We start from the raw sequence: 25043 nt of genomic DNA, 5'->3' as shown, positions 1-25043 counted from the left end.
TATTCTGTGCTGTTCTGTTTGCCGAGCTGGATTTGAGCGATCCTAAAGAGATCAATCTCAGGTCCGGAAGGTTGGCTCGAGCGCGAGAAGGTGATGGCTCCGGTATTAGGGACACCTATTTCAGATACTGAAAATCTTTTGATGATTTCGATGGCGGATGCGCATCTGTTAGCTTGTGAAATTTTCCAGGTGGATTGCAGTGAATAGTAAACGTAAGCCGGGCTCGACCGGCAAGGTGCTGTTCGAGACCGAAACCGGCATCATTTCCAATCTGCGGGTCAGGCATGTGGTGCAGAACGTCTTCTGGCGCGACGGGGATCGCGAAAAAATGGCCGCCACGGGCGCCGCTGCCGCCACGCTGGGCCTTAGCGGGCCCGCCGCTGGCATGGCGATGATGTCCAATGAGGAAACGGAAGAACCAGCTACGAGGGTGGAATTTCGGTTCGGCGAAATGCTGGTGAAGGGGCTGTTCTGGAATTGGCCCTTCAAAGAGGGCGACTCCGTGCGGGTGGTCGGGCGTCGGGACAAGGCGGGGAACTTCATTGCCTTGTCTGTGCTCGATGAGAAGAAGAGGCTCATCGTTTCCTATCCGTATGTCAGTTCAGGTAGCTGGGCCCACTGGATCGCGGTGGCCAAGTACTCGCTGGCGCTATCTGTTCCCTTGTACATGATCCATGTCGCGTTCTTCCTGATCGACGCTCTCACGGGAGACGGACTGGCACCCTTGGAGATGATCGCGGATGCATACTTGATATGCGTTCTGGTTTGCCTCTACCTTGGATACAGAATTGGCCGCCATTTCACGCGGTTCGCAAAGATGGCCGATGCGATATTCGGAACGCTCGGTTGGCCCAATGCAAAGCGCATCAATCTGCGACGCATCACCAAGCAGAAGCGTCAGCCGGGCGACCACCCCGCCTTGGGCGATACCTACTTCAGGTACTGACAGCGGCGTCTAGCGCCACGCTTCCCCAGCAAGCCGCGCATCCCTACCGCGCGGCCGCAATCGCCTTCACCCGCGCCCTCGCCAGTGCCTCGCCCACCGCTGGGCCTTTCAGTTGGCGCAGGTCCAGATCCCGCGCCTGCACTGACAGCGCCGCCCGGTGCAGGCGCTTGAGCGTTTCGCCCTGCGGGTAGTCGCTGTCCTCGAAACCGAGCCGGCCGCGCTTGTCGGCCTCGCAGCACAGCGCGATGCGTGCCACCCGCTCCGGCCGGCGCAACGCATCGCAGCGGCCCAGCAGCTCCAGCACGGTGGCGTCGCGCAGTTCGTCGATGCGATGCACGTTCAGATGCTCGCGGCAGACCGCCTCGGCCAGCTGCTGGTGCTCGGCGGGGATCTTCAGGCGCGCGCACAGTGCTTTCAGCGGTTTGATGCCGCGCTGCTCGTGCATGATGTGGCGCGGCCATTCCTCGGCCGGGGTCAGGCCCTTGCCGAGGTCGTGGGTCAGTGCTGCGAAGCCGACCAGGTCATCACCGGGCGCCAGCGTCGCCGCCATGTCGCTGACCATTTCCTGGTGGATGCCGGTGTCGACTTCCGGATGGAATTCCGCACGCTGCGGTACGCCGTACAGCGCTTCCAGCTCTGGCAGTATCGGGCCAAGCGCGTGCGCGTCGTGCAGGGTGCGCAGGAACGCCGATGGGCGTTCGCACACCAGTGCCTTGCGCAGTTCCTGCCACACACGTTCCGGCACCAGCGCGTCGAGTTCGCCATTGGCGGCCACCTCGCGCATCAGCGCCATGGTTTCCGGCGCGACGGTGAAGCCGAGCGAGGCGAAGCGGGCCATGAAGCGCGCCGCACGCAGGACGCGTAGCGGGTCTTCAACGAATGCGGGACCGACATGGCGCAGCACGCGCTGCTCGATGTCGCGCGCGCCGCCATAGGGATCGACCAGCGTGCCGCTGTCTTCATCGCAGGCGATGGCATTGATGGTGAAGTCGCGGCGCTGCAGGTCTTCTTCCAGCGTCACCGCCGGATCGGCATCGACCACGAAGCCGCGGTAGCCACGGCCGGATTTGCGTTCGGTGCGGGCCAGCGCGTATTCCTCGCCGGTCTTCGGGTGCAGGAAGACGGGGAAATCACGGCCCACGGCGGTGAAGCCCTGGGCTTCCATCTGCGCGGGCGTGGCGCCGACGACGACCCAGTCACGGTCGCCGGCAGGCCGCTGCAACAGGCGGTCGCGCACGGCGCCGCCGACAAGATAGATCTTCATGGGGGGGATGATGGCACGGTAGCGCCGGGCCGTGCCCGGCGGAACACATGGCGTTCGCCGGGCATGGCCCGGCGCTACCGATACAGCGTGATCAATCGCCGCCCTGGTCGGCGTTGGCGGCGCAGGTGAAGGCCTTGCGCTTGTCCACCAGGCGGCCCATCAGGCGGTCGCTCAGCGGCAATGCGTCGCCATTGAGTCGCCAGTCGTAGATCACGCTGAAGGCCAGCACGCGGGCGACATACTCGCGCGTTTCCTTATAGCTGATGGTCTCGATCCACAGGTCCGGATCGAAGCCCGGGCGCTGGGTCTGCCAGCGTGCGGTCGGCGTCGGGCCCGCGTTGTAGGCGGCGATGGTCACGTAGGGCAGGCCGTCGTACTTGTTCATCAACTGCCGCAGGTACGCGGTGCCGATGGCGATGTTGGTATCCGGGTCGTACAGGCTGTCAGCGCCGCCGTAGCCGGTCAGGCCGATGGACCTGGCCACGCCGGCGCCGGTCGCCGGCAGTACCTGCATCAGGCCCATCGCATTGGCAGGCGAACGCGCGCGCGGGGTGAAAGTGCTTTCGGCGCGGATCTCGGCGGCCACCCAGGCCGGGTCGATGGCATTGCGTGCCGATTCACGGCGGATCGTGGCGTCGTGGTGCAGCGGGAAGCGCAGGTCGTACAGGCGTTGCTCCTGCGGCTGCTTGCCGAGCGCGAACACCGCGCGGTCGAACCAACCATTGTCCTGCGCTACGCGCACGGCGAGGCGACGCTGGGTGTCATCGAAGCGTGACAGCGCATTGTTCCATTCGGCCACCGCCCAGCCGGTGCGGTCGATCTGATACAGCGCCATCGCCCGCTGGATGGCCGGATCGCGGGCCACCGCGGCCTGCGCCTGCGCGCTGTCGTTGGGCTTCCACGGGCACAGCGTGTAGGGCTGCTGCAGCTTGTCCGCAGCGAGGAAGCCATGGAACGTCGGTGCGCGCGCGGCTTCGCGGAACAACGGCTGCGCCTGCTGTGCCTGGCCGGTCTTTTCCAGCATGCGGCCTTCGAAATAGCGCCAGCGCGAATCGTTGCGCTGGGTCGGGCCCATCTTGCGGATCGCTGCCAGCGTCGCCGGCCAATCGCCGCGCGACATCGCCTCGCGCGCGCGCCATTCGTGCAGGCGCTCGTCATAGGCCGAATCGGGCACGGCATTCAAACGGCGAGCCGAGTCGGGCAGGTACGACGCCACCGTCCACAGGGCGATCTGGTAGCGCACCTGGCCCTGCTGTTCGGCGCTCAGGCCCAGCGCCTGCGCGTACTGCGGCAGCTGCTGTTCGGTAGCATCCGGGTCGGCCTTGGCCAGCTTGGCCAGGCCGTCGGTGGCGATGCGCCGGCTGCGCTCGTTGCGCGGCCAGTTCAGGGCGCTGGCATTGGGCTTGTCGACGAAGGCGGCGTAGGTGTTGGCCAGGGCCAGATCGCTGGCCGGCAGGCCGCGTGCGGCCGAACGCATCACCGCCGGCTGCTGTGCATCGGCAGCGGCATCGATGCGTTCCCAGCGCAGCGCATCGCTCATGCCACCCTGCGCCTGCAGCACGGCGAACACGGCGTCGCAGGCATCGGGCAACGACTTGCCGTTCTTGCGCCACAGATCCTGGGCTTCACTGATCCACTGCGGGTCCAGCTTGCCGGTGGCCTGGCGCGCTGTCAGCTGCGCACAGCGCAGGCCGAGGTTGTCGGTGGGAGCCCAGTTGGCCAGCAGCGTCGGCCAGTCCTGGCGGCGCGCGACTGAGGGCAGCCAGGCGCTGCGGAAGCTGTTGGCCACGGCCTGGCCCTGGTAACGCTTGAGGAAGGCCTGTGCCTGCGCCGTATCGACGGTGTCGATGTTGCGCCGCAGGTTGGCGAACTCCAGCCAGCCATATGCGGGGTGGCGACTGAGCGCGGCGGCCTGGCCGGGATCGAACTGGCCACGTTCGGCGGCGGCGATGGCGGCCTTCAGCTGGGCGTTCTGGGCATCGAGGGACTGGGCACTCGCGCAGCCGATCAGCAGCGTGGTGGCCAGCGGGAGCAGGGACAGGGCGGTCGAAGATCGTCGGGTCATGGCGACCAGCATAGCGGGCAGTGGCTGAATTCAGTTTCGCATCGTGTACACGGCCGAAGACGGCAACGACAGCTGAATGATGGCGGGATCCGCACTGCCGCGAGGGCGGTTGTCCGGCGTAGGTTTGGGCTGGGGCGACCGGCCCTGCTGCAGGGAGCGGCACATGGCATTCAGTAGCGCAGGAAGAAGCGGCCCGCTGGCGGACATCAACGTCACGCCACTGGTGGATGTAATGCTGGTGTTGTTGATCATCTTCATCGTGACCGCGCCGATGTTGTCACGGCCGATCAACGTGCAGTTGCCGCAGGCCACCGATCGCGTGGTGGATCGCCCCGAGCCGCCGCCGCCGATCGAGCTGCGCCTGGATGCGTCCAGCCAGTTGAGCTGGGACGGACAGCCGATGGCCATCGGCGATCTGCAGTCGCGCCTGCAGGCGCAGGCCAGCGAGCATGCCGGCAACCTGCCGGAGCTGCGCATCAGCACCGATCCGTCGGCCGAGTACGACGGCATGGCCAAGATCCTGGCCGCCGCCGAAGCCACCGGCATGCAACGCATCGCGTTCGTGCAGTGAGTGGATCACCGGTGCGGCCTTCCCAAGGGAAGGCCGCACGTGCACCGGTAGCGCCGGGTCATACCCGGCGGCAGACCTGCGATGCGCACCGGGCTTGGCAGAGACGTGTTCGACAATTCGCCGGGCATGGCCCGGCGCTACCGTGACCCCGGCGGGAGAATGACCCAGCGCTACGGCCATGTTGTCGTACGCGCATTTCGGTGAATACGTAGGTAAATGACGTTATCTGCTTTCAGAATCGTCAAATTCGCGTGAAAGAGTGTCGGGCATCACGCCGCGATGTTTACAGCTTGTTTACAAAGGAGACGCTGCCGCCATGCAGGGGGGAGCGCGGCAGTCCATGTCCCGACATTCCTTTGGAGAGAGAGCGAATGAATTACCTGCATCACCGCCCCTTGGCGGTTGCCGTCGCGCTGTGCGTGACCGCACTGGCCCCGTTGGGGGCTGCTGCCCAATCGGCCACCACCGACCTGGATCGCGTCGAAGTCACAGGTACCCGCATCAAGCGCGCTGAAGTGGAAGGCCAGGTGCCGGTCCAGACGCTCAACCGCGCCGACATCGAACGCACCGGCCTGACCTCGATCGGTGAAGTGCTGCAACAGCTCACCGGCTCGGGCTCGGCGCTCAATGCCAAGTTCAATTCGTCGGGCAACTTCGGTTTCCCACCCGACGGCAGCGGCGTCGGCGCGGGTTCGGCGCAGGTGGACCTTCGCCATCTCGGTGCCAAGCGCGTTCTGGTGCTGGTCGATGGCATCCGCTGGGTCAATGAATCCTCGGCCTCGGGCGTGGGCTCGGCCACCGACCTCAATACCATCCCGCTGGCGATCGTTGAGCGCATCGAAGTGCTGGAAGACGGCGCATCGTCGCTGTACGGCTCCGATGCCATCGCCGGTGTGGTCAACATCATCACCCGCCGCGATTTCGATGGCGGCCAGGTGACGATGAACTACGGCCAGTATGGCAAGGGCGATGGCACGCAGAAGGGCGTGGACCTGGCCTGGGGCAAGAGCGGCGACCGTTACAGCCTGTTCCTGGGGGCAAGCTGGACCAAGCAGGACCCGGTGTATGCGAAGGACCGCGAGCAGTCGCGCTTCCCGATCCCCGGCACCGGTCTGGCCTTCGGCAGCGGCGGCATTCCGCAGGGGCGCTTCGCCTTCGTCGATCCCAACACCGGTGCCGAACAGGACATCGTGCCCAACACCGGCGTGAGCAGCCCGCGTTACGACGGCAGCGCCGGCTGCAACCGCACCGACGACTACCACTGCTTCACCAGCGCCGACCGCTTCAACTTCGCCGAATACAACATGGTGCTGACACCGTCGGAGCGTAAGGGCCTGTTCGGCCAGTTCCGGTTCGACATCACCGACAACGTGCAGTGGTACGTCAAGGCACTGGGCAACCGCCGCGAGTCGACCAACCAGGCCGGCCCGGAACCGCTGTTCTTCGGCCCTGATGGTGCCACCGGCAATCCGCTGGCCGACAACATCGTGGTCTCGGCACTGAACCCGTACAACCCGTTCGGCTTCGACCTGGTGTCGTCGGGCAACATGAGCCTGATCGGCCGCCGTCCGGTGGAAGGCGGCGCGCGCGTATTTGAACAGCAGGTGGACACCACGTACTTCGCCACCGGCCTGGTCGGCAACTTCCAGGCCGCTGACCGCAGCTGGTACTGGGACGTCAACGGCATGTACAGCAAGAACAAGGCCGAGCAGACCAACTACGGCAGCTACAACATCTACAACGTCAACATGGCGCTGGGCGATCCTGCGGTGTGCGCAGCGACGCCGGGCTGCGTACCGCTGAACATCTTCGGTGGCGCCGGTTCGATCACCCCGGACATGCTGCGCTGGATCCAGCCGGTGGTTCGCGACCGCAGCCAGAACGAGCTGAGCCTGTTCACCGCCAACCTGTCCAGCGATCTGTTCACCCTGCCGGCCGGCCCGGTGTCCTTCGCCACCGGCCTCGAACACCGCAAGTACAAAGGTTCGTACCAGCCTGACCCGCTGACGGTGATCGGCCACTACAACGGCGTACCGTCGCAGCCGACGTCCGGCTCCTACGACGTCAATGAAGCGTACCTGGAGCTGAGCGTGCCGATCTTCGCCGACTCGGCACTGGGCAAGAAGCTGGACCTGAGCCTGGCTGGCCGCTACTCGGATTACTCGACCTTCGGTGGCGAGTTCACGCCCAAGTACGGCCTACGCTGGCAGGTGACCGATGACTTCGTGCTGCGTACCACCTACGCCGAAGGCTTCCGCGCACCGTCGATCGGCGAGCTGTACGGCTCGGCCGCGCGCGCCGATCTGCAGTTGTTCGATCCGTGCTCGGTGGGCCTGGGTGGCACACCGCCGCGTGGCAGTGCGGCCAACTGCGCATCGCTGGGCGTGCCGACCGGCTTCCAGCAGGCCAACTCGCAGATCTCGGTGACCACCGGCGGCAACCGCGAGCTGGAGCCGGAGCAGTCACGCAGCTTCAGTGCCGGTTTCGTGTGGAGCCCCTGGTTCGGCAACGACGCATCGTGGTCGGAGCGCTTCGACGTGGAAGTGACGTTCTACCGCCACAACATCGATGGCGCGATCCAGGCGATCAACGCGCAGACCCAGCTGGACCTGTGCGTGGATACCTTGGACCCGATCTACTGCGACGGCATCACCCGTGCCAGCACCGGTGCGGTCAGCAGCTTCAACAACCGCCTGACCAACCTGGGTTCGATCAAGACCGACGGCTGGGATGTGGACCTGTTCTGGACCCTGCCGCAGAGCTCGATCGGCCAGTTCAAGCTGGGCTGGAAGAACACCTTCGTCGGTCGCTATGAGGCCACCGGTGCTGCCGGCCAGCGGCAGCCGCAGAAGCCCGGCGTGGAAGTGGCTGACAGTTCGATTCCGGAGTGGACCAGCAACGCCAGCATCGGCTGGACGCTGGACAACTGGAGCGCCAACTGGACGGTACGCCACATTTCCGAACTGACCGAAGACTGCGGTGACGCCGTGGCGTTCCCGGTGTGCAGCAACCAGGCCGCCGGCACCAACACGCTGTCGGCCACCACCTTCCATGACATGCAGGTGGGCTACAGGATCGACTGGATGAAGGGCCTGCAGCTGACGGCGGGCCTGAACAACGTGTTCGACAAGGACCCGCCGATCTGCCTGTCGTGTTCGTTGAACGGCTATGACGCCTCGACCTACGACATCCCGCGTGGCCGTTACTGGTACCTGCGCGCGGACCTGCGGTTCTGATGTGAGTACAGCAGCGCCGGAGAGATTCCGGCGCTGCTGTTGCCGCGGTAGCGCCGGGCCATGCCCGGCAACGTTTCCTTCAGAACGACCAGGTAAACGTCAGCGAGCCGTTGCGACCATCGCCATACGCACCGTAGCCATTGATCTGTGAGAGGTACTTCTTGTCCAGCAGGTTGTTGAGGTTGGCCTGCACGCTGAACTCCGGCGAGATGCGGTAGCGCACAAAGGCGCTGACCAGTGCGTAGCCGCTCTGCTCGATGCGGCCATAGGCCGGCACCGGGTAGTAGATGCGGTTCTGCCAGTTGGCACCGCCACCGACAGTCAGTTCCTGCAGCGACTGCGGGGTGTAGCTGGTGAACAGCTTCAGCGCGGTCTGCGGCAGGTTGGTGTTGATGTCGGCATCGTTGGCATCCTTGGCCACGTAACGGGAGGCGCCGAACGTGGCGTTCCAGCCCGGTGCCAGTTCGCCGTTGAGCTCGAACTCGAAGCCACGGCTCACCGTGCCGCGTGCGGCGCGATAGGCGAATTCGTTCTGGCTGCCGGGCACCGGCTCGCCAGTGATCTGGCCGACGTTGTCCTGTTCGATGCGGAACACCGCCAGCGAAGCATTCAGGCGGTTGTCGAACCAGGCGCCCTTGACGCCCACTTCGTAGCTTTTGCCATCCACCGGGTCCAGATAGCTGCCGTTGCGGTCCTTCAACGTCTGCGGCTGGAAGATCTCGGTGTAGCTGGTGTACGCCGAGTAGGTGTCGTTGATGTCGAACACGAGGCCGGCATACGGCGTGGTCACTTTGTGCTGGCGATCCGCGCCTTCGCCCTCGCTCTTCCAGTCGGTGTAGCGCGCGCCGACGATCAGCTTCAACGGATCGGCCAGCGACAGGCGTGCGGCGGCATAGCCGGCCTTCTGGGTGATGGTGCCCTCGCTGGCCAGCGCCAGCGGATTCCAGTCCGGCTCGCTGATGTTGCCCGTCCAGTTCAGGTAACTGGCGAACGGGTCCCAGCTCTGGCCGGCGCCGCCGACCTGGTAGTCGCCGTAGTTGGCGTAGTCGCGCTTGTTGTAGCTCAGCCCGGCCATGAACTGGTGCTCGCGGCCGAACAGCTGGAACGGACCATCAACGTAGCCATCGACACCGGTGATCTTGCGCTCGGTGTTGTAGAAGCCTGCGGACGGCGAAATGCCCGCACCGGTGGTCTTGTCGAAGTTCGACGCGCCGGTGGTCCAATCGTTGTACGCGGGGTAGAACAGCTTGTCGTCGGCCTTGGTCTGGTCATGCGTTGCGCCGATCTTGAACTTCCAGCCGTTGCTGAAGGCGTGCTGCAGGGTGGCGAACGCGCGCTTGCTGGTGGTGTCCCAGTAGGTCCAGTCCGGGCTGGCGTTGAACGATTCGTCGTACGGGGTCGCGCTGCCGTCGGAGTACAGCATCGGGAAGCCACCCCAAGTCGCGCCGTTGGCGCGCTTCTGCTGGTAGTCGTAGCCCACGCTGAGCTGGGTATCCGGGGTCAGGTCGGCGTCGATCACCGCATAGCCCAGCGTCTTGCGCTGGTTGTAGCGGTCCATCTGCCCATCGGTGTCCAGGTAGCTGCCGATCACCCGGCCGCGCACAGTGCCGCTGGCGTTCAGCGCGCTGCCCACGTCCACGGTGCTGCGGGTGCGGCCCCAGCTGCCGACGTTGACCGACACGCTGCCGGTCAGTTCCGCGCTGTCGGCGTGCTTGCGGATCAGGTTCACCGAGGCGGAAGGATTGCCGGCGCCGCTGAGCAGGCCGGTGGCGCCACGCACCACTTCCACGCGGTCATACAGGGCCAGGTCCAGGCCGGAGTCACCGTAGCTCCAGTTCTGCACCATCTGCGTGGGCAGGCCATCGAACTGGTACGCATCGATGTAGAAGCCGCGCGCATAGAACTCGGTGCGCTCGCTGTCGGACTGGGTGCTGGTGACGCCGGTGGTGTTGCCCAGCACGTCGATGATGTCGTCCAGCTGCTGATCTTCGATGCGCTGGTGGCTGATGATGCTGACCGACTGCGGGATCTCGCGCGGCGCTAGGTCGAAACGGGTGCCGGCCGAGGTACGGCGCACCGAATAGCCTTCGGCGCGCTCGCCCTTTACTACGACCTTGTCGAGGGTGGTCGGGTCGGTGGTGGTTTCGGCGAAGGCGGTGGGTGCGACGGCGCAGAGCGCGACGAGCACGGCAACGGACAGCCGCTGCGGCTGCGGGGTACGGAAGGCGGGACGGATCATGCGGATTCCTGCAACGGGCACGCGCGTTCGGCCGTCATCCAGGAGTCGAGGCGCTACGGGTAGGGGAAGGGCGGGCAGGCCGTCCTGGCACCACCGGAAACGAAAGAAATGGTAATACGAACTATTCCTATTTACAAATCATGAACAAACGCGTGCGGCCTCGAGGCTCGGCTCGGTTGCCGTCAGCGGGTGCCCTGCGGTTGCAGCAGCGGCAGCGGGTCCCGCGCGCCGTCGGCGCCGTAGATGCCCCAATGCAGATGGGGCGGCGTGCCCTTGGCGTTGCCGCTGTTGCCGACATGGCCGAGCAGGTCGCCGGGTTGCACCACCTGGCCGCGCGCCAGGCCATCGGCCCAGTCTTCCAGGTGCGCGTAGTAATAGCGCTCGCGTCCCGGCCCGATCACCCAGACCTGGCGGCCACCGAGTCCGCTGTCGCGGATGTCGGCGACAACGCCGGGGGTAGCGCTGCGCACCGGCGTGCCGCGCTTGCCGAAGATGTCGATACCCGCGTGCGTGCGGTCGCGCCCGCGCGGTGCGCCGAAGGTATCGGCGATCTGCCGGGGCCGCACGCCGTCCACCGGCACTGGCAGTTGCGTGGCCGGTGGCATGCGCGAGAGTGTCCACAGCATCTTCGGTGCGGCAGCCCACGGGCTGTTCCAGAAGGCCATCGCCGCGATGACCAGGATCAGCAGGACGGCGCCACGCAGCAACCAGCGGCGCAGGCGTCTGGCGTTGGAGGGGGAAGCGGTGTTCATGCGTCACCAGTGTAGGAGCAGGACAGGCTCGACGGCATCTGCGTCATGTCAGCGGCACGTCGAACCCGCGCTTCAACGTGCCCAGCACCACCGACGTGCGGAAGCGCTCGATGTTGTCATCACCGCCGAACAAGCGCTCGGTGATCGCCTCGTATTCCTCCATCGATGCCGCCGAGAGCAGCAGCAGGAAATCGCCGTCGCCGGTGATCGCGTAACACTGCTGCACGGCAGGATCGTTCTGCACGCGGCGGCGGAACGGGGCGACCTTCCCGCGCTGTTCGCTGACCACGCGCACCTCGACGATGATGGTCAATGGCCGGCCGATTTTCGCAGCGTCGATCACCGCCACGTTGGCGGCGATCACCCCGCTGTCCTGCAGGCGCCTGATCCGCCGCTGCACCGCCGGCGTGGACAGGTGCACGGCTTCGGCGATCTGCCGCTGGGGCAGGGTGTTGTCCTGCTGCAGGAGGGCGAGGATGGCGCGGTCGAAGCTGTCCAGCACGGGGGCGGTGGCCATGGTGAGCAGAAGTTGCGCGGACGGGCCGTCAATTGAGCCAAGTGCTCGCCGCCGACGCAATAGACTGGCGGCATGCAGACTTCTCGAATCGCGCCGATGTTGCCGGCGCTGGCGGTGCTCGGCTCGGTCACCGCACTGGCCATTGGTACCTCCTACGCCAAGCAGCTGTTTCCGTTGATCGGCGCGCAGGGCACCAGCGCGCTGCGCGTGGGCTTTTCGGCGTTGTTGCTGCTGCTGTTCTGGCGGCCATGGCGCTGGAAGACCAGCCGCGTGGATGCGGTCACCATCCTGCGTTACGGCCTCACCCTGGGCCTGATGAACCTGTTGTTCTACATGGCCTTGCGCACGATCCCGTTCGGCATCGCGGTGGCCATCGAATTCACCGGCCCGTTGACGGTGGCGATGCTGTCGTCGCGGCGGCCGATCGATTTCCTGTGGGTGGGTTGCGCGGCGGTCGGGCTGCTGTTGCTGCTGCCGATCGGTGGCGGCCCGGCACTGGACCCGGTGGGCGTGCTGTACGCCATGGGGGCGGCAGCGTGCTGGGGCCTGTACATCGTGTTCGGCAAGCGCGCCGGCCACCTGCACGCCGGGCATTCGGTGTCGCTGGGGCTGCTGGCCGCGTCGCTGGTGGTGGTGCCGGTGGGCGTGGTGCATGCCGGCGCGGCGTTGCTGGAGCCGAAGATCCTGCTGGCCGGGCTGGTGGTGGCGCTGGTGTCCAGCGCGATCCCTATGTCACTGGAAATGATGGCGCTCAAGCGCCTGCCCAAGGAGACCTTCGGCATCCTGATCAGCATGGAACCGGCGGTCGCTGCGCTGTGGGCGATGCTGCTGCTGCATGAGCACCTGCATGGCCTGCAGTGGCTGGCCATCGGCTGCACGGTACTGGCCTCGGTGGGCAGCACGATGACCGCACGGCGGTTGAAGGTGCCGGTGGCGCAGGCGGGGTAGCGCTGGGCCATGCCCGGCGGAGAGCGTGCGGACCAACGGTCCGCACCCACCAGGGCAGCGTGCCAACCGGGGTTGGCCCCTACCTGGGGCGGTAGCGCCGGGCCATGCCCGGCGAGCGCAGCGGAAGCGCTCAGCGCAGGGCGTCGGCCGGGACGTCGATTGCCATGGCCAGGGCAAGATGGTCGGAGAACGCCGCGGGCACCGCTTCCACGGTGCGGGTCTGCAGGCCGCTGCTGACCAGGATGTGGTCGATGGCGCGGTCGGGGCGCCAGCTGGGGAAGGTCGGCACGATGCAGCCGGGTGGCTGCAGCCGGGTCTTCTGGTACAGCACCTGCATTTCCGGACGTTCGGCCAGGCAGTTGAAGTCGCCCATCAGCACCGCATTGGGATGGTCGGACAACAGCTCGGCAATGAAGCCGAGCTGGGCCATCCGCGAACCGGCGCCCAAGGACAGATGCGCTACCGCAACGGCCAGGCCATCGCGGCCATCGCCGAACTTGGCCAGCAGCACGCCGCGCCCGCCGATACGGCCGGGCAGGGCGTGGTCCTGCACTTCCACCGGTTCCAGCTTGCTCAGCAGGCCGTTGGCGCTGGAGGCGACGCCACCCATGCGCCGGTTCGGCTGGTGGCTCCAGTAATTGAAGCCGGCGCGTTGGGCCAGGTAATGGGTCTGGTTGGTGAAGCCCGAGCGCAGGCTGCCCGGGTCGGCCTCCTGCAGGCCGACGATGTCATGACCGCGCGCCAAAGTGGCAATCGCGTCAAGGCTGCTGCGCTTGCGACCCGCCGGCAGCGCATGTGACCAGCTGCGGGTCACATAGTCGCTGTAGCGGCGGGTACTTGAGCCGGCCTGGATGTTGGCCGTCAGCAAGCGCAGGGTCCGTGTTGTGGGGGAAGTCACGGCCGGGAAAACGTCTCTTTGATCAGTGAGCCTGGGCCGCACCGCGTTCGCGGGCGATCAGGTGGTCGGCAATGCGCAGCATGTCCGGGAAGCTCTTGCCCTTCACCAGGTACTTGCCGTTGACGATGATCGACGGGGTGCCGCTGATCTGGCTGCGCTGGGCGAACTGCTTGGCCGAGTTGGTCTTGGCATTGACCGCGAAGCTGCCCATGGTGGCGGCGAACTGCTTCGGATCCACGCCGTAGGCACCGTAGAACTTGGCGATGTCATCGACCGAATCAGCACCGCGCTCGCCCTTCAGGGTCTTCTGCGAGTGGATGGCCGAGTACAGCGCTTCGTGGGTCTTCTCCTGCACGCCCAGGGTCTGTGCGGCGTAGAAGGCACGGGCGTAGTTGTCCCAGGTGCCGCCGAACATGGCTGGCACGTAGACGAAGTTCACATCGCTCGGCAGGCCGGCCTTCCACGGGCCGACCAGCGGCTGGAACGCAGCGCAGGCCGGGCAGACGTAACCGAAGATCTCGACCACTTCGACCTTGCCGGCGGCCGGCTGGAACGGCTGGCCGTTCGGGATCAGCTGGTAGTCGGCGCCTTCCACCGGGGCCGGGCCGGTCAGCGCGGCGGTGGTCGGGGCCGGCGCGGCGCTGGCAGCGGTCTTGTCACCTTCGGCAGCCGGGGCAGCGGCTTCGCCGCCTGCGGCCGGCGCGGCCGGTTCGGTGCTGGCCGGGGTCGCTGCCGGTTCTGCCGGGGCGGTGGTGTTGGTGGTGCCATCGTCGGCCTTGCAGGCCGCCAGGATCGGCAGCAGCGCTGCGAGGGCGAGGGCGGCGAAACGGGTCTTCATGGAAGCGTCTCCAGCATCTGGAAAGGTGGGGCCGGCGTCAGGCGCCGGCCAGAGGGAAATGATGACATGCGGCGGCGACAGCGCCGTGTCGATGGTGTGTGTTGGTTCAGCGGCCGCGGGCGGCGCGGGCCTGGGCGATCAGCGCCGAGGCGATGCGCAGCTGGTCGTCGAAGCTCTTGCCACGGACCAGGTACTGGCCGTTGATGATGATGGCCGGGGTTCCCGGCACCTGGGTGCGCTGGGCGAAGGCACGGGCGGCATCGACCTTCTTCTGTACCGCCTCGCCGCGCAGGGCCTGCGTGTAGCGCTCCGGGGTCACGCCGTAGGCCTTGTAGAAGCTGGCGAGCTCATCGGCGGAGACGTTCTGCATCGGCAGCGTGCCGTCATCGTGCAGGGCCTTGAACACAGCGGCGTGGCTGCGCTTGGCCACGCCCACTTCGTCGGCGGCGTAGTAGGCCAGTGCCCAGGCATCCCAGGCACCGCCGAAGGCGGCCGGGACCGGGGTGAAGCGCACGTCGGCCGGCAGCTTGGCGGCCCAGGCGGCCAGCTGCGGTTCGAAATGGGCGCAGTGCGGGCAGGTGTAGCCGAACACCTCGACGACCTCGATCTTGCCGGCCAGCGGCTGGAACGGGCCAGGCTGGGCGATGCGCTCGTAGTCTTTGCCTTCGACCAGCGGGGCGTTCGCGGGGGTGGCGGCGCAGGCCGCCAACGGCAGCAGCACCAGCAGGGACAGCAGAAGGCGGGGAATCAACCTCATCGACACGCATCTCCGTTGAAAATGACAACGCCGGCGCAGCCGCCGGCGTGAAGGAAACATACCGCAGCGACGGGCCGTCGTGGCGACCGGCGCCGACCAGTGGCGGTCAGGGGGCGGCAGCCGGTCGCGTCGAAGCGCTTTCGGCGGCGAGATCGTCGGCCTTGTTGTGCAGGCCCTGCAGGTAGCTGGAAAGGGCCTGCACCTCCTGCTCGGTCAGCTTCTGCGCCACCGTGGCCATGATCTGGAAGTGCGCCTTGTCGGTCTCGTTGGTCTGTCCGGCCTGGTACTCCTGCAGGCGCCGGGCGACATAGCTGGCGTGCTGGCCGCCGATGTGCGGGTAGGCCGGGCCGGGGTTGCCGGCGCCGCTGGGGCCGTGACAGGCCATGCAGGCCGGCAGCCCGCGCTGGGCATCGCCGCCGCGGTAAAGCTGCTGGCCGATCTGGTAGAACTTCATGCCCTTGTACGGGCCCTCGGCCACCGGCGTGTCGTCGGCGATGCCGGCGTTGGCCTTCTGGGTGGCGAAGAACGCGCCGATATCGCGCATGTCCTGCGGGGTGAGGTTCTGCACGAAGGGCACCATCGCCACGGCGGCGCCGGAACTGCGCTGGCCATTGGCGATCAGGGCCATCTGCTGGGCGACGTAGCGCTCGCTCTGGCCGGCGATGCTGGGATACATCTCCACCGTGGAATTGCCATCGGCACCATGGCAGGCGGCACACGCGGTGGCCTTGGTCTGGCCGGCCTTGGCGTCGCCCCAGGTGGTCTTGCTGAAATCCACCTCGAGCGAGGCGGTCTTGATCGGGCCGTTGTCGGGCAGCGGGGTCAGCGTGGTCTGCGCAAAGGCAGCAGCGGCAACAACGGCAGTAGCAAGGGCGGATACGGCAAGAACGCGAGCGTGGCGCATGCTGAAGCTCCGTATGGACCGGCCGGGCGGCGGCGGCCGGCATCGCCCGGATTATCAACGCCGTTTCCTTGCACGGTCAACGCAGCAGTGCAGCATTTTCCCGCGGGAAGGCCCCGGGCCGGGCGCGCGGCGCCGCAACATGCGATCCTATGCGCATGTCATTGCTCATCGAACGCGCCCAATACCACCTCTCTGCCCACAACATGGGGCAGCTGCCGCCCGATGAAGGTTCTGAAGTGGCCTTTGCAGGTCGCTCCAACGCCGGCAAGTCCAGCGCGCTCAATGCGCTGACCCGCCAGAACAGCCTGGCCCGGGTCTCCAAGACGCCTGGCCGGACCCAGCAGCTGGTGTTCTTCCAGGTTACCCCGGACGCCCATCTGGTCGATCTGCCCGGTTACGGCTACGCCAAGGTGCCGCTGGACCTGCAGGCGCACTGGCAGGCCTTCATCGACCGCTACTTCCGCACCCGCGAGGCCTTGAAGGGGCTGGTGGTGGTGATGGACATCCGTCATCCGCTGAAGGACTACGACCGGCAGATGCTGGCCTATGCCGTGCAGCGTGGCCTGCCGGCGCATGCGCTGCTGACCAAGGCCGACAAGCTGAGCCGCAGCCAGCAGATGCAGACCCTGCAGAAGGTACGCAAGGAACTGCATTCGTCGTTCGGCGATACGGTGAGTGTGCAGGTGTTCTCCGGCTCGGCCCGTACCGGCGTGGATGAAGCCCGCGGCATCATCGGCGGCTGGCTGGGGCTGGAATAAGGCGCTCCACTGCGCTCGCCGGGCATGGCCCGGCGCTACCCTGGTGTTTTCCGTCACCGCGATGCGGTAGCGCCGGGCCATGCCCGGCGGCACTTCATTTCAGTGGCGAGTATTCCGCCGGTACCCACGCATAGGCCTGGCCTTCGCTGCGCACGTGCCCCAGCCCGGGGAAGGGCAGGTGCGCGCCGGCAACCCACCAGCCCTTGGCGGTGGCTTCCTGCAACAGGCTGCGACGGCTGGCCGTAGCCGCCGTGCGATCCGAATCGGCCTCGAATGCTGCTTCCGGGTGTGCGAACTGCACCGCATGGAAATGCAGCACATCGCCCCACACCAGCAGCGACTGGCCCTGGCTGTCGAAACGGTAGGACACATGCCCCGGCGTGTGGCCGTGGGTATCCATCGCCACCGCGTGCCCCGGCAGCGCGTCGCCAGGCTGGAAGGTGTGCAGGCGACCGGCGGCCTGGTACGGCGCGATCGCGTTGCGTGCCAGCGCGAAGGCAAAGCGCACGCCCTGCGGTGCCGTGGCTTCGCTGGCCGGGTCGAGCCAGTAGCGGGCATCGGCCTTGGACAGCCACACCGTCGCATTCGGATAGGCCGGCTTGCCCTGTGCATCGAGGATCCCGCACAGATGATCGGGATGCGCATGGGTCAGCAGCACCTCATCGATCTCGGCCGGGTCTACGCCGGCCGCACGCAGGTTGCCCAGCACCTGGCCCTGGTCAGGGCCGAAGCACTGCGCGGTGCCGGCATCGACCAGGGTCAGGTGCTTGCCCTGGCGCACCAGGAAGGCGTTGATCGCGGTCTGCAGGCCCTTCTTGTCTTCGGGCACATAGCGGCCTTCGAGCAGGCGGCTGACCAGCGTTGGCGGCACGTCGACCACTTCCTGCCGGCCGAGCGCAACCACGCCGTCGAACAGGGCCGTGACCTGCAGCGCACCGATGCGCTGGTGTTGCACGCCCGGCACCTGCTGGATGGGGGCGGGCGAGGTGGCCTCGGCCAGCGCGGCCAGCGGCAGGGAGGACAGGGCCAGCAGCAGGGCGGCGTGCAATGGCAGATGACGCAGGGTCATGACGGTTCTTCTCGGTGAGTGATGGGCAGGCCCGTTGCGCACAGCGTGCCGTGTTGCGCGTGCGTGCGGCGCTCAAAGCACTGCGCGGAATGCTCAATGGGGGGTTATCGGCAGGGCTGCGCCCTGCACCCGCAGAGGCAACAGCAACAGCAACGGCAACGGCCGAAGCAACAGCAGAAGCTGGCTTCCTGTGGGGAGGCGGGGTGGGTCCGGTTGCGGGGGACGCTGCAAGTACGTCCATGTAAGCTCGGTCGCCGCATCCATGCGGCTCACGCCCCCGCAACCGGACCCACCCCGCCTTCGACAGGTTTCTGCGATCTGTCGGGATGGCATGGCCTGCTTTTGGTGGGTGTCGACCTTGGTCGACACGTAGATCCACGCCATGCGTGGATGCTCTTCGAATTCAATTCGGAATCATCGAAATGAATCGAATGAAATTGGAGGAAATCATCCACGCATGGCGTGGATCTACGGGCCACCGGGAAACTGTCGAAGGCGGGGCGGTGTGGGTATGCAGGACCGTTGGCGCCATGGATGGCGCCATCGAGCCCCCATGGATGGGTTTACGGCGTGTCCTGCATACCCACACCGCCCCGCCATCCCACGGAATGCACGCTGTTGCTGTTGCTTCGGCTGTTGCCGTTGCCTCTGCGGGTGCAGGGCGCAGCCCTGCCGAACAACCCTAGATATCTGTGGGAGCCAGCCCGTACTGCTCGGCGAAGCGCTTGCTGAAACTCGCTGCGGAACGATACCCCGCGCGTGCTGCCACGGTCTTCAGCGGCAGATCGGTGGTGTACAGCAGCTGCATGCCATGGGCCAGGCGCGCTTCGGTCAGCAGCTGGCGCAGGCTGGTGGCTTCGGCGGCCAACCGCCGCCGCAGGGTCGCGCCACTCAGTGCGAAGTGCGCTTCAACGTCGCGCGACTGCCAGTCGCGGGCCGGCTCGGCGGCGATGCGGTCGCGGATCTGCTCGCCCAGCGTCGGTGCGTGCGGCAACAGCAGGTTGCCGTGGCCCTGCCGGCACCACGCCAGCACCAGCGTGGCCAGCGCCAACCGCGCTTCGCTGTAGTGGCCGTCCTGCAACGACTGCCGCCAGCTGCGCAGTACCGTGGCGTGATCGCCCAGCGCCTGCCGGGCCAGCGCCGCGCCGGCCGTTGGCAAGGCCTCGCTCCACAGCGTGCGCGCCGCCGCCAGGACTTCCGTGCACAGCGGCACGATCGCGCTGAGGTAGCGTCCGGTCTGCGGGTCCGGTGTGTTGACCACGTCGATGCGGCAGCGCTGGGTGATCAGCAGGATGTCGCCCGGGACGAAGGTCAGCGACTGGTGGGCGGTACGTACCTGCTTGCGGCCTTCCAGCAGGATGGCGAACTGTGGCTGGGGAATCTCCACCGAACTGGCACCATGCTCGCGGCGGGCGGTGATGCAGGCATAGCCCTCAGCGCGCTGGCAGCCGGCCAGGCTGGCCATCTCCGCCAGTAGTGCCATGGCGGTGGGGGGCATGCCGGTCATATGACGTGCGCGCTCAGCAGGCGACCGACCGCGGCCGCGGCGGCCATCGCCAGTGCACCCCAGAACATCACGCGCAGGGCGCCGCGCGTGGGTGATGCGCCACCGGCGCGTGCCGCCATCGCGCCGGTCAGGCACAGGCCGGCCAGCGTGCTGACCGTGGTGACCGTGGCGACGTGCTGTACCGGCGTCAGCAGTGCGGTCAGCACCGGCAGCGCGGCGCCACAGGTGAAGGCGGCGGCCGACGCCAATGCGGCCTGCAACGGCCGCGCGCGCAGTTCCTCGGTGATGCCCAGTTCGTCGCGCGCGTGGGCACCCAGCGCGTCGTGGGCGGTCAGCTGTTCGGCAACCTGGCGCGCCAACGCCGGCTCCAGCCCGCGATGGCGGTAGATCGCGGTGAGTTCGTCCAGTTCGCTGTGCGGGTCTTCGTGCAGCTCGCGCTTCTCCATCGCCAGATCGGCATTTTCGGTATCGGCCTGGGTCTGCACCGACACATACTCGCCGGCGGCCATCGACATCGCGCCGGCCACGGTGCCGGCCACGCCGGTGGCCAGGATCGTGCTGGCCGAGGCGCCGCTGGCGGCCACGCCGACCACCAGGCCGGCGACCGAGACAATGCCATCGTTGGCGCCCAGTACGGCGGCCCGCAGCCAGCCGACGCGATCGGCACGGTGCAGCTCGGGATGTCGTGAATGGCGGCTCATGGCCCTGAGTGTACGAGGGTCAAGAGGGTGTCGGTAGGATGCTGAAACCCGTCACCGTCGCATGACGTAACGAGCCGCCACGCTATAGTGCGCCCTTGCGATGCAAGGCTCCCAGCCCCACATCCCCTGCCACCGTCCAGCGAGCCCCCCCCCTTGTCGAGCCCCAGCCACGTCGCCGATACGCCCATTACCGACCGCTCGCAACTGGTGGCGGAGATCGCCTCCGGCGAGAAGCCCCGTTCGCAGTGGCGCATCGGTACCGAGCACGAGAAGTTCGGGTTCCGCCTGGATGACCTGCGCCCGCCGACCTTCGATGGCGAGCGCGGCATCGAGGCACTGCTCAACGGCCTGGTCCGCTTCGGCTGGACGCCGGTGCAGGAGAACGGCAACACCATCGCCCTGCTGCGTGATGGCGCCTCGGTGACCCTGGAGCCAGCGGGCCAGCTGGAACTGTCCGGCGCGGCGCTGGAAACCATTCACCAGACCTGCGTGGAAACCGGTACCCACCTCAATGAAGTGGCGCAGGTGGCCGGCGAACTGCAGCTGGGTTTCCTCGGCATGGGCTTCCAGCCGAAGTGGACGCGCGATGAAATGCCGTGGATGCCCAAGGGCCGCTACAAGATCATGCGCTCGTACATGCCCAAGGTCGGTTCGCTCGGCCTGGACATGATGACCCGCACCTGCACCGTGCAGGTGAACCTGGATTACGCCAGCGAAGCGGACATGGTGAAGAAGTTCCGTGTGTCGTTGGCGCTGCAGCCGATCGCCACCGCACTGTTCGCCGACTCGCCGTTCACCGAAGGCAAGCCGAACGGCTACCTCAGCTACCGCTCGCACATCTGGACCGATACCGATGCCGACCGTACCGGCATGCTCGACTTCGTGTTCGAGGACGGCTTCGGTTACGAGCGCTATGTCGACTACCTGCTCGACGTGCCGATGTATTTTTCCTACCGCGATGGCATCTACCACGATGCCAGCGGGCAGAGCTTCCGCGACTTCATGCAGGGCAAGCTGCCGGTGCTGCCGGGCCAGCTGCCGACCCTGCGCGACTGGTCGGACCACACCACGACCGCGTTCCCGGAAGTGCGGTTGAAGAAGTACCTGGAAATGCGCGGTGCCGATGGTGGCCCGTGGAGCCGGCTGTGTGCGCTGCCGGCCTTCTGGGTGGGCCTGCTGTACGACGACACGGCGCTGGATGCGGCGTGGGATCTGGTGCGTGACTTCAGCCTGGCCGAGCGCCATGCGCTGCGTGATGGGGTGCCCAAACATGCGATGGGCCTGCCGTTCCGCAATGGCACCGTGCGCGACCTCGCCCGCGAGGCGGTGAAGATTTCGGTGGACGGGCTCAAGCGCCGTGCGGCGCGCAATGCCGATGGCCAGGATGAAAGCAAGTTCCTGGACGTGCTGCAGGAAATCGTCGAGTCCGGCCTGACCCCGGCCGAGCGCAAGCTGGCGCTGTTCCATGGCCGCTGGCACGGTGACGTGGATCCGGTGTTCCGCGAGTTCGCGTACTGAAAATGCGCCCGCCGGGCATGGCCCGGCGCTACCCGCCACGAATCCGGTAGCGCCGGGCCATGCCCGGCGGGTGGCGTACGCAAAAAACCCCGGCAATGCCGGGGTTTCTTCATTCCATCAGCGCAGCGATCAGGCCTTGATGGTGGCCATGTCGATCACGAAGCGGTAGCGCACATCGTTCCTGGCCATGCGCTCCCAGGCTTCGTTGACGTTCTTGATGTCGATCATCTCCACGTCGCTGACGATGCCGTGCTCGGCGCAGAAGTCCATCATCTCCTGGGTTTCGGCCATGCCGCCGATCGCCGAGCCGGTCAGGTTCCTGCGACCGAAGATCACGCTGCCACCGGTCAACGGCGGGTCCAGTTCGGTCAGCACACCGACCAGGCACATGGTCGCTTCGCGCTTGAGCAGGCCCATGTACGGGTTGGTGTCATGGCTGACCGGGATGGTGTTGAGCAGGAAGTCGAAGCTGCCGGCATGCGCCTTCATCTGCTCGGCATCGCGCGAAACCAGCACTTCGTCAGCGCCCAGGCGCTTGGCATCGGCACCCTTTTCCGGGGTGGTGGTGATCATCACCACGTGCGCGCCGAGCGCCTTGGCGAACTTCACGCCCATGTGGCCGAGGCCGCCCAGACCGATCACGCCGACCTTCTGGCCCGGGCCGACCTTCCAGTGGCGCAGCGGCGACCAGGTGGTGATGCCGGCGCACAGCAGCGGCGCGGCTGCCTTCAGGTCCAGCGTTTCGGAGACCTTGACCACGAAGCGCTGCTCGACCACCACGTGGTCGGAATAGCCGCCGTAGGTCGGTGCGCCGCTTTCACGCTCGCGGCCGTTGTAGGTCCAGGTCGCACCTTCGGCGCAGTACTGCTCCAGGTCGTGCTGGCAGGCATCGCAATGGCGGCAGGAGTCGACCATGCAGCCGACACCGGCGTGGTCGCCGACCTTGAAGCGGGTGACCTCGCTGCCGACTTCGGTGACCCGCCCGATGATCTCGTGGCCCGGCACCATCGGGTAGATCGAGCCACCCCAGTCGTCGCGGGCCTGGTGCAGGTCGGAATGGCAGATGCCGCTGTACAGGATCTCGATGCGCACATCGTTCGGGCCGACCGCGCGGCGCTCGAATTCGAAGGGCACCAGCGGGTCGGTATGGGTGTGGGCGGCGTAACCACGGGCGAGGGACATGGGGAATCCTTGGCAGGGTTTGTCGAAAGGCGTTTTACAATACGCTCCGTACCTCGGGGTAAGAAGCGTATATATCGGCATGATTCATCAAGGCAGACTGCACAATCATGGCCACTGACAACCTGACCCACCTGGCCGCCTTCGCTGCGGTCGCCCGCCACCGCAGTTTCCGCCGCGCCGGTGCCGAACTGGCCCTGTCGACCTCGGCGGTCAGCTATGCGATCCGCGCGCTGGAGGAACGGCTGGGGGTGGGCCTGTTCCACCGTACCACCCGCAGCGTGGCCCTGACCGAGGCCGGGCAGCGCCTGCTGGAGCGCCTGCAGCCGGCGCTGGGGCAGGTGCATGACGCGCTGGAGGAAATGAACCACTTCCGCGCGGTGCCGGCCGGCCTGCTGCGGATCAATGCGACGCGGGCGGCGGTGGCGACCCAGTTGGGGCCGCGGCTGGCGCGGTTCCTGCACGCGCATCCGGACGTACGGGTGGAGCTGACCGAGAACGATGGCCTGGTCGATATCGTTGCCGAGGGCTACGACGCTGGCGTGCGCCTGCACGAGTTCGTGCCCGAGGACATGGTGGCGGTGCCGATGGGGCCGCCGCTGCGCGGGCTGATCGTCGGCTCGCCGGACTACCTGCGCAGACGCTCGGCGCCGCAGCATCCGCGCGACCTGGCCATGCACGAGTGCATCCGCTTCCGCTTCGCCAGCGGCCATCTGTACAAGTGGCAGTTCGAGCGCGAAGGGCAGGCGCTGGAGATCGACGTGCCGGGGCGGTTGACCCTGGGCGAGCAGGGCACCGTGGTCAGTGCCGTGCTCGATGGCATCGGGCTGGCCTATGTGCTGGAAGACACCGCGCGGCCTTACATCGATTCGGGACAGATGGTGGCGGTACTGGAAGACTGGAGCGAACCGTTCGCGGGATTCGCGTTGTATTACCCGAAGCAGCGGCAGATGCCTGGCGCGCTGCGTGCGTTCGTGGACATGTTGCGCGAGTGAATGGTGGTGGGGCGCATCCACGCATGGCGTGGATCTACTGCGGAACGACACCTCCACGCGTTGCTTGAAGCCGATCAGTAGATCCACGCCATGCGTGGATTGGCGCCCGCTACGCAGCCAGCAATTCATTCGACCAGCGCGTCATACCCCTCGTCGCTGAACTGGATCAGGCAGAAGCCATGGCCGAACGGATCGGACAGCACGGCGATCGTTCCCCAGCGGCGTTCCCTGATGGGACGTTCGAGCGCGGCGCCGGCCGCAACCGCGCGGGCGAGCGCCGCGTCGACGTCAGCGACCACCCAGTCCAGATGCACCGGCGTCCAGTGGCGCTGGTAATCGCGCACATCGCCGTCTTCGGTCGCTGCACTGCCGGCATCGTTCTGCAGCAGGTACAGCGGCGTGGGACCACCGAGCAGTTCCAGCGCGCCGGGGCCAAGGCGGCGGCCGCTACGCAGGCCAAAGGCCCGGGTGTAGAACGTCTCGGCGGCGGCCAGGTCGGGGACATCAACGTTAACGATGAAGGTGCGGGCAACGGAATCCATGTCAGAGGTCTGCGGTGGCCGGTTGCATGCAGTCTAGCCCTGGAGCAGGACGCGGGTTCATCTCCGGCCAGGCTTCAGGCAAGCTGGGCGGCCTCTGTCGACAAGGACATCCATGAGCGCGCTATCTGACATCGAACAGGCCACCGGCCAGTCCTTCCCGCCGTTGTTCAGGCAGCTGCAGGCAGCAGGCCGGTTGAGCTGGGGTAGTCCGCATCCGGAATGGTCCGAGGTGGTGTTCCCGACGCTGCAGGCAGATCCACCGGTGCTGTTGTACGCCCAGGAATACGAACCGCTGGAACTCGATGAGCTGCTCGAGGCGTGGCAGGAGCTGACCGCCGAGGACCACTACAATCCCCTGCGCCCCGACCTGCAGCTGCTGCCGTTTGCGCGGACAGGCGGCGGCGACAGCTACTGCTTCTGGAGCAACGCCCCCGGTTTCGCCGAACCGCCGGTCGTGCTGGTGTGGCATGACGACGACCGCGCGGATGTGCTGGCCGCCAGCTACCAGGATTTCCTGTTCCGCAAGATGGTCGAAGCCGTTGCCGACTACCAGCCGCCGTACACGCTGCTGTCGCATGGCGAGCTGGCCAGCAATCTGCAGCGCTGGCTGCAGACCCACCAGTCCTTCCTGCGCGGCGACCAGTACGCAGCGTTGCAGCGGCTGTTCGCCCGCGTTGACGATATTGCTGAAGGAAGTGTCAGCGACGACGACGCGCAGGCCATCGTCGCTGCGGTGATCGGCTTTGAGAGGTTGGACGATTCGTTCGCCTACGTGCGCGAAGACGCCTGAAGTTCGGATGCTCGGAGCGCAGCCATCGGCCGTGCTCCGGCTCCTGCGT

The 25043-nt window shown here is 66.7% G+C and carries 22 protein-coding genes; 8 read left to right on the top strand and 14 right to left on the bottom strand.

Annotated features, from left to right (window positions below; all coding sequences use genetic code 11):
- Positions 1–199 precede the first annotated feature (199 nt).
- Positions 200–946, top strand: coding sequence for a putative type VI secretion system effector (locus LMF57_RS16890; protein ID WP_162887693.1), 747 nt, complete (start codon positions 200–202; stop codon positions 944–946).
- 43 nt (positions 947–989) lie between these two features.
- Here the strand turns inward: LMF57_RS16890 and LMF57_RS16885 are convergent, their stop codons facing one another.
- Positions 990–2210 (bottom strand): multifunctional CCA addition/repair protein, encoded by a 1221-nt coding sequence (locus tag LMF57_RS16885; protein WP_229290259.1) that lies wholly within the window; start codon positions 2208–2210, stop codon positions 990–992.
- A 91-nt stretch (positions 2211–2301) separates the two neighbouring features.
- The gene (locus LMF57_RS16880; protein ID WP_229290258.1) at positions 2302–4287 is read right to left on the bottom strand and encodes a transglycosylase SLT domain-containing protein; all 1986 of its coding nucleotides are present in this window, start codon (positions 4285–4287) and stop codon (positions 2302–2304) included.
- Between the two features lie 151 nt (positions 4288–4438).
- Here LMF57_RS16880 and LMF57_RS16875 point away from each other — a divergent pair, with 151 nt between their 5' ends.
- Positions 4439–4846, top strand: a complete 408-nt coding sequence (locus LMF57_RS16875; protein WP_025878672.1) for a biopolymer transporter ExbD — start codon at positions 4439–4441, stop codon at positions 4844–4846.
- 371 nt (positions 4847–5217) lie between these two features.
- Positions 5218–8082 carry a TonB-dependent receptor gene (locus LMF57_RS16870; protein WP_117311385.1) on the top strand — a complete coding sequence of 955 codons (2865 nt, stop codon included), beginning with the start codon at positions 5218–5220 and terminating at the stop codon, positions 8080–8082.
- Between the two features lie 79 nt (positions 8083–8161).
- Here LMF57_RS16870 and fhuE read toward each other — a convergent pair whose 3' ends face one another.
- The 3 genes from fhuE to LMF57_RS16855 all read right to left on the bottom strand — a co-directional run bounded on the left by fhuE (position 8162) and on the right by LMF57_RS16855 (position 11590).
- Entirely contained in the window at positions 8162–10321 is a 2160-nt protein-coding gene (gene fhuE, locus LMF57_RS16865; RefSeq protein ID WP_229290257.1) for a ferric-rhodotorulic acid/ferric-coprogen receptor FhuE, read from the bottom strand.
- 182 nt (positions 10322–10503) lie between these two features.
- Positions 10504–11073 carry a M23 family metallopeptidase gene (locus LMF57_RS16860; RefSeq protein WP_229290256.1) on the bottom strand — a complete coding sequence of 190 codons (570 nt, stop codon included), beginning with the start codon at positions 11071–11073 and terminating at the stop codon, positions 10504–10506.
- A gap of 43 nt (positions 11074–11116) precedes the next feature.
- The gene (locus tag LMF57_RS16855; RefSeq protein ID WP_140225505.1) at positions 11117–11590 is read right to left on the bottom strand and encodes an Lrp/AsnC family transcriptional regulator; all 474 of its coding nucleotides are present in this window, start codon (positions 11588–11590) and stop codon (positions 11117–11119) included.
- 72 nt (positions 11591–11662) lie between these two features.
- Here LMF57_RS16855 and LMF57_RS16850 point away from each other — a divergent pair, with 72 nt between their 5' ends.
- Positions 11663–12538: an EamA family transporter gene (locus LMF57_RS16850; RefSeq protein ID WP_025878667.1), complete on the top strand. Its 876-nt coding sequence runs from the start codon at positions 11663–11665 to the stop codon at positions 12536–12538.
- A 130-nt stretch (positions 12539–12668) separates the two neighbouring features.
- Here the strand turns inward: LMF57_RS16850 and LMF57_RS16845 are convergent, their stop codons facing one another.
- From LMF57_RS16845 to LMF57_RS16830, 4 genes are all read right to left on the bottom strand, one after another.
- Positions 12669–13436: an endonuclease/exonuclease/phosphatase family protein gene (locus tag LMF57_RS16845; RefSeq protein ID WP_032952088.1), complete on the bottom strand. Its 768-nt coding sequence runs from the start codon at positions 13434–13436 to the stop codon at positions 12669–12671.
- 22 nt (positions 13437–13458) lie between these two features.
- On the bottom strand, positions 13459–14274 hold the full coding sequence (locus LMF57_RS16840) for a thiol:disulfide interchange protein DsbA/DsbL (protein WP_117311381.1): 816 nt from the start codon (positions 14272–14274) through the stop codon (positions 13459–13461).
- 106 nt (positions 14275–14380) lie between these two features.
- Positions 14381–15031: a thiol:disulfide interchange protein DsbA/DsbL gene (locus LMF57_RS16835; protein WP_093818001.1), complete on the bottom strand. Its 651-nt coding sequence runs from the start codon at positions 15029–15031 to the stop codon at positions 14381–14383.
- Between the two features lie 106 nt (positions 15032–15137).
- The gene (locus LMF57_RS16830; protein ID WP_229290255.1) at positions 15138–15935 is read right to left on the bottom strand and encodes a c-type cytochrome; all 798 of its coding nucleotides are present in this window, start codon (positions 15933–15935) and stop codon (positions 15138–15140) included.
- A 155-nt stretch (positions 15936–16090) separates the two neighbouring features.
- Here LMF57_RS16830 and yihA point away from each other — a divergent pair, with 155 nt between their 5' ends.
- Entirely contained in the window at positions 16091–16693 is a 603-nt protein-coding gene (gene yihA, locus LMF57_RS16825; RefSeq protein ID WP_025878662.1) for a ribosome biogenesis GTP-binding protein YihA/YsxC, read from the top strand.
- Between the two features lie 94 nt (positions 16694–16787).
- Here yihA and LMF57_RS16820 read toward each other — a convergent pair whose 3' ends face one another.
- The 3 genes from LMF57_RS16820 to LMF57_RS16810 form a co-directional block, all read right to left on the bottom strand.
- Entirely contained in the window at positions 16788–17762 is a 975-nt protein-coding gene (locus tag LMF57_RS16820; RefSeq protein ID WP_229290254.1) for an MBL fold metallo-hydrolase, read from the bottom strand.
- A gap of 682 nt (positions 17763–18444) precedes the next feature.
- On the bottom strand, positions 18445–19269 hold the full coding sequence (locus LMF57_RS16815; protein WP_025874080.1) for a helix-turn-helix transcriptional regulator: 825 nt from the start codon (positions 19267–19269) through the stop codon (positions 18445–18447).
- The gene (locus LMF57_RS16810; protein WP_229290253.1) at positions 19266–19970 is read right to left on the bottom strand and encodes a VIT family protein; all 705 of its coding nucleotides are present in this window, start codon (positions 19968–19970) and stop codon (positions 19266–19268) included. Before LMF57_RS16810 ends, LMF57_RS16815 begins: the two co-directional genes overlap by 4 nt.
- Before the next feature lie 153 nt (positions 19971–20123).
- On the opposite strand from LMF57_RS16810, the gene LMF57_RS16805 reads away from it, so the two are divergent.
- Positions 20124–21488 carry a glutamate--cysteine ligase gene (locus tag LMF57_RS16805; RefSeq protein WP_229290252.1) on the top strand — a complete coding sequence of 455 codons (1365 nt, stop codon included), beginning with the start codon at positions 20124–20126 and terminating at the stop codon, positions 21486–21488.
- Positions 21489–21617: 129 nt separating this feature from the next.
- Here LMF57_RS16805 and LMF57_RS16800 read toward each other — a convergent pair whose 3' ends face one another.
- Positions 21618–22670, bottom strand: coding sequence for an NAD(P)-dependent alcohol dehydrogenase (locus LMF57_RS16800; RefSeq protein ID WP_093817996.1), 1053 nt, complete (start codon positions 22668–22670; stop codon positions 21618–21620).
- A gap of 107 nt (positions 22671–22777) precedes the next feature.
- On the opposite strand from LMF57_RS16800, the gene LMF57_RS16795 reads away from it, so the two are divergent.
- Entirely contained in the window at positions 22778–23662 is an 885-nt protein-coding gene (locus tag LMF57_RS16795; RefSeq protein ID WP_208083207.1) for a LysR family transcriptional regulator, read from the top strand.
- A 125-nt stretch (positions 23663–23787) separates the two neighbouring features.
- Here the strand turns inward: LMF57_RS16795 and LMF57_RS16790 are convergent, their stop codons facing one another.
- The gene (locus tag LMF57_RS16790) at positions 23788–24204 is read right to left on the bottom strand and encodes a VOC family protein (protein ID WP_229290251.1); all 417 of its coding nucleotides are present in this window, start codon (positions 24202–24204) and stop codon (positions 23788–23790) included.
- Between the two features lie 112 nt (positions 24205–24316).
- Here LMF57_RS16790 and LMF57_RS16785 point away from each other — a divergent pair, with 112 nt between their 5' ends.
- A complete protein-coding gene (locus tag LMF57_RS16785) occupies positions 24317–24994 on the top strand; it encodes an SMI1/KNR4 family protein (protein WP_117311373.1) in 678 nt (225 codons plus the stop codon).
- Positions 24995–25043 lie beyond the last annotated feature (49 nt).

The sequence above is a fragment of the Stenotrophomonas sp. SI-NJAU-1 genome (assembly GCF_020883215.1).
Taxonomy (GTDB): Bacteria; Pseudomonadota; Gammaproteobacteria; order Xanthomonadales; family Xanthomonadaceae; genus Stenotrophomonas; species Stenotrophomonas indicatrix.
Note: the sequence above shows the minus strand (reverse complement) of the source record. Positions and strands in the feature narration are given on the sequence as shown.

Excerpts from the sequence above, each read along its gene's own strand:
- LMF57_RS16785 (WP_117311373.1), top strand. The coding sequence starts at position 24,317 with ATGAGCGCGCTATCTGACATCGAACAGGCCACCGGCCAGTCCTTCCCG.
- LMF57_RS16875 (WP_025878672.1), top strand. The coding sequence starts at position 4,439 with ATGGCATTCAGTAGCGCAGGAAGAAGCGGCCCGCTGGCGGACATCAAC.
- LMF57_RS16790 (WP_229290251.1), bottom strand. The coding sequence starts at position 24,204 with ATGGATTCCGTTGCCCGCACCTTCATCGTTAACGTTGATGTCCCCGAC.
- LMF57_RS16880 (WP_229290258.1), bottom strand. The coding sequence starts at position 4,287 with ATGCTGGTCGCCATGACCCGACGATCTTCGACCGCCCTGTCCCTGCTC.
- yihA (WP_025878662.1), top strand. The coding sequence starts at position 16,091 with ATGTCATTGCTCATCGAACGCGCCCAATACCACCTCTCTGCCCACAAC.
- LMF57_RS16810 (WP_229290253.1), bottom strand. The coding sequence starts at position 19,970 with ATGAGCCGCCATTCACGACATCCCGAGCTGCACCGTGCCGATCGCGTC.
- LMF57_RS16835 (WP_093818001.1), bottom strand. The coding sequence starts at position 15,031 with ATGAGGTTGATTCCCCGCCTTCTGCTGTCCCTGCTGGTGCTGCTGCCG.
- LMF57_RS16840 (WP_117311381.1), bottom strand. The coding sequence starts at position 14,274 with ATGAAGACCCGTTTCGCCGCCCTCGCCCTCGCAGCGCTGCTGCCGATC.
- LMF57_RS16800 (WP_093817996.1), bottom strand. The coding sequence starts at position 22,670 with ATGTCCCTCGCCCGTGGTTACGCCGCCCACACCCATACCGACCCGCTG.
- LMF57_RS16870 (WP_117311385.1), top strand. The coding sequence starts at position 5,218 with ATGAATTACCTGCATCACCGCCCCTTGGCGGTTGCCGTCGCGCTGTGC.
- LMF57_RS16830 (WP_229290255.1), bottom strand. The coding sequence starts at position 15,935 with ATGCGCCACGCTCGCGTTCTTGCCGTATCCGCCCTTGCTACTGCCGTT.
- fhuE (WP_229290257.1), bottom strand. The coding sequence starts at position 10,321 with ATGATCCGTCCCGCCTTCCGTACCCCGCAGCCGCAGCGGCTGTCCGTT.
- LMF57_RS16855 (WP_140225505.1), bottom strand. The coding sequence starts at position 11,590 with ATGGCCACCGCCCCCGTGCTGGACAGCTTCGACCGCGCCATCCTCGCC.
- LMF57_RS16885 (WP_229290259.1), bottom strand. The coding sequence starts at position 2,210 with ATGAAGATCTATCTTGTCGGCGGCGCCGTGCGCGACCGCCTGTTGCAG.
- LMF57_RS16820 (WP_229290254.1), bottom strand. The coding sequence starts at position 17,762 with ATGACCCTGCGTCATCTGCCATTGCACGCCGCCCTGCTGCTGGCCCTG.
- LMF57_RS16850 (WP_025878667.1), top strand. The coding sequence starts at position 11,663 with ATGCAGACTTCTCGAATCGCGCCGATGTTGCCGGCGCTGGCGGTGCTC.
- LMF57_RS16795 (WP_208083207.1), top strand. The coding sequence starts at position 22,778 with ATGGCCACTGACAACCTGACCCACCTGGCCGCCTTCGCTGCGGTCGCC.
- LMF57_RS16860 (WP_229290256.1), bottom strand. The coding sequence starts at position 11,073 with ATGAACACCGCTTCCCCCTCCAACGCCAGACGCCTGCGCCGCTGGTTG.
- LMF57_RS16815 (WP_025874080.1), bottom strand. The coding sequence starts at position 19,269 with ATGACCGGCATGCCCCCCACCGCCATGGCACTACTGGCGGAGATGGCC.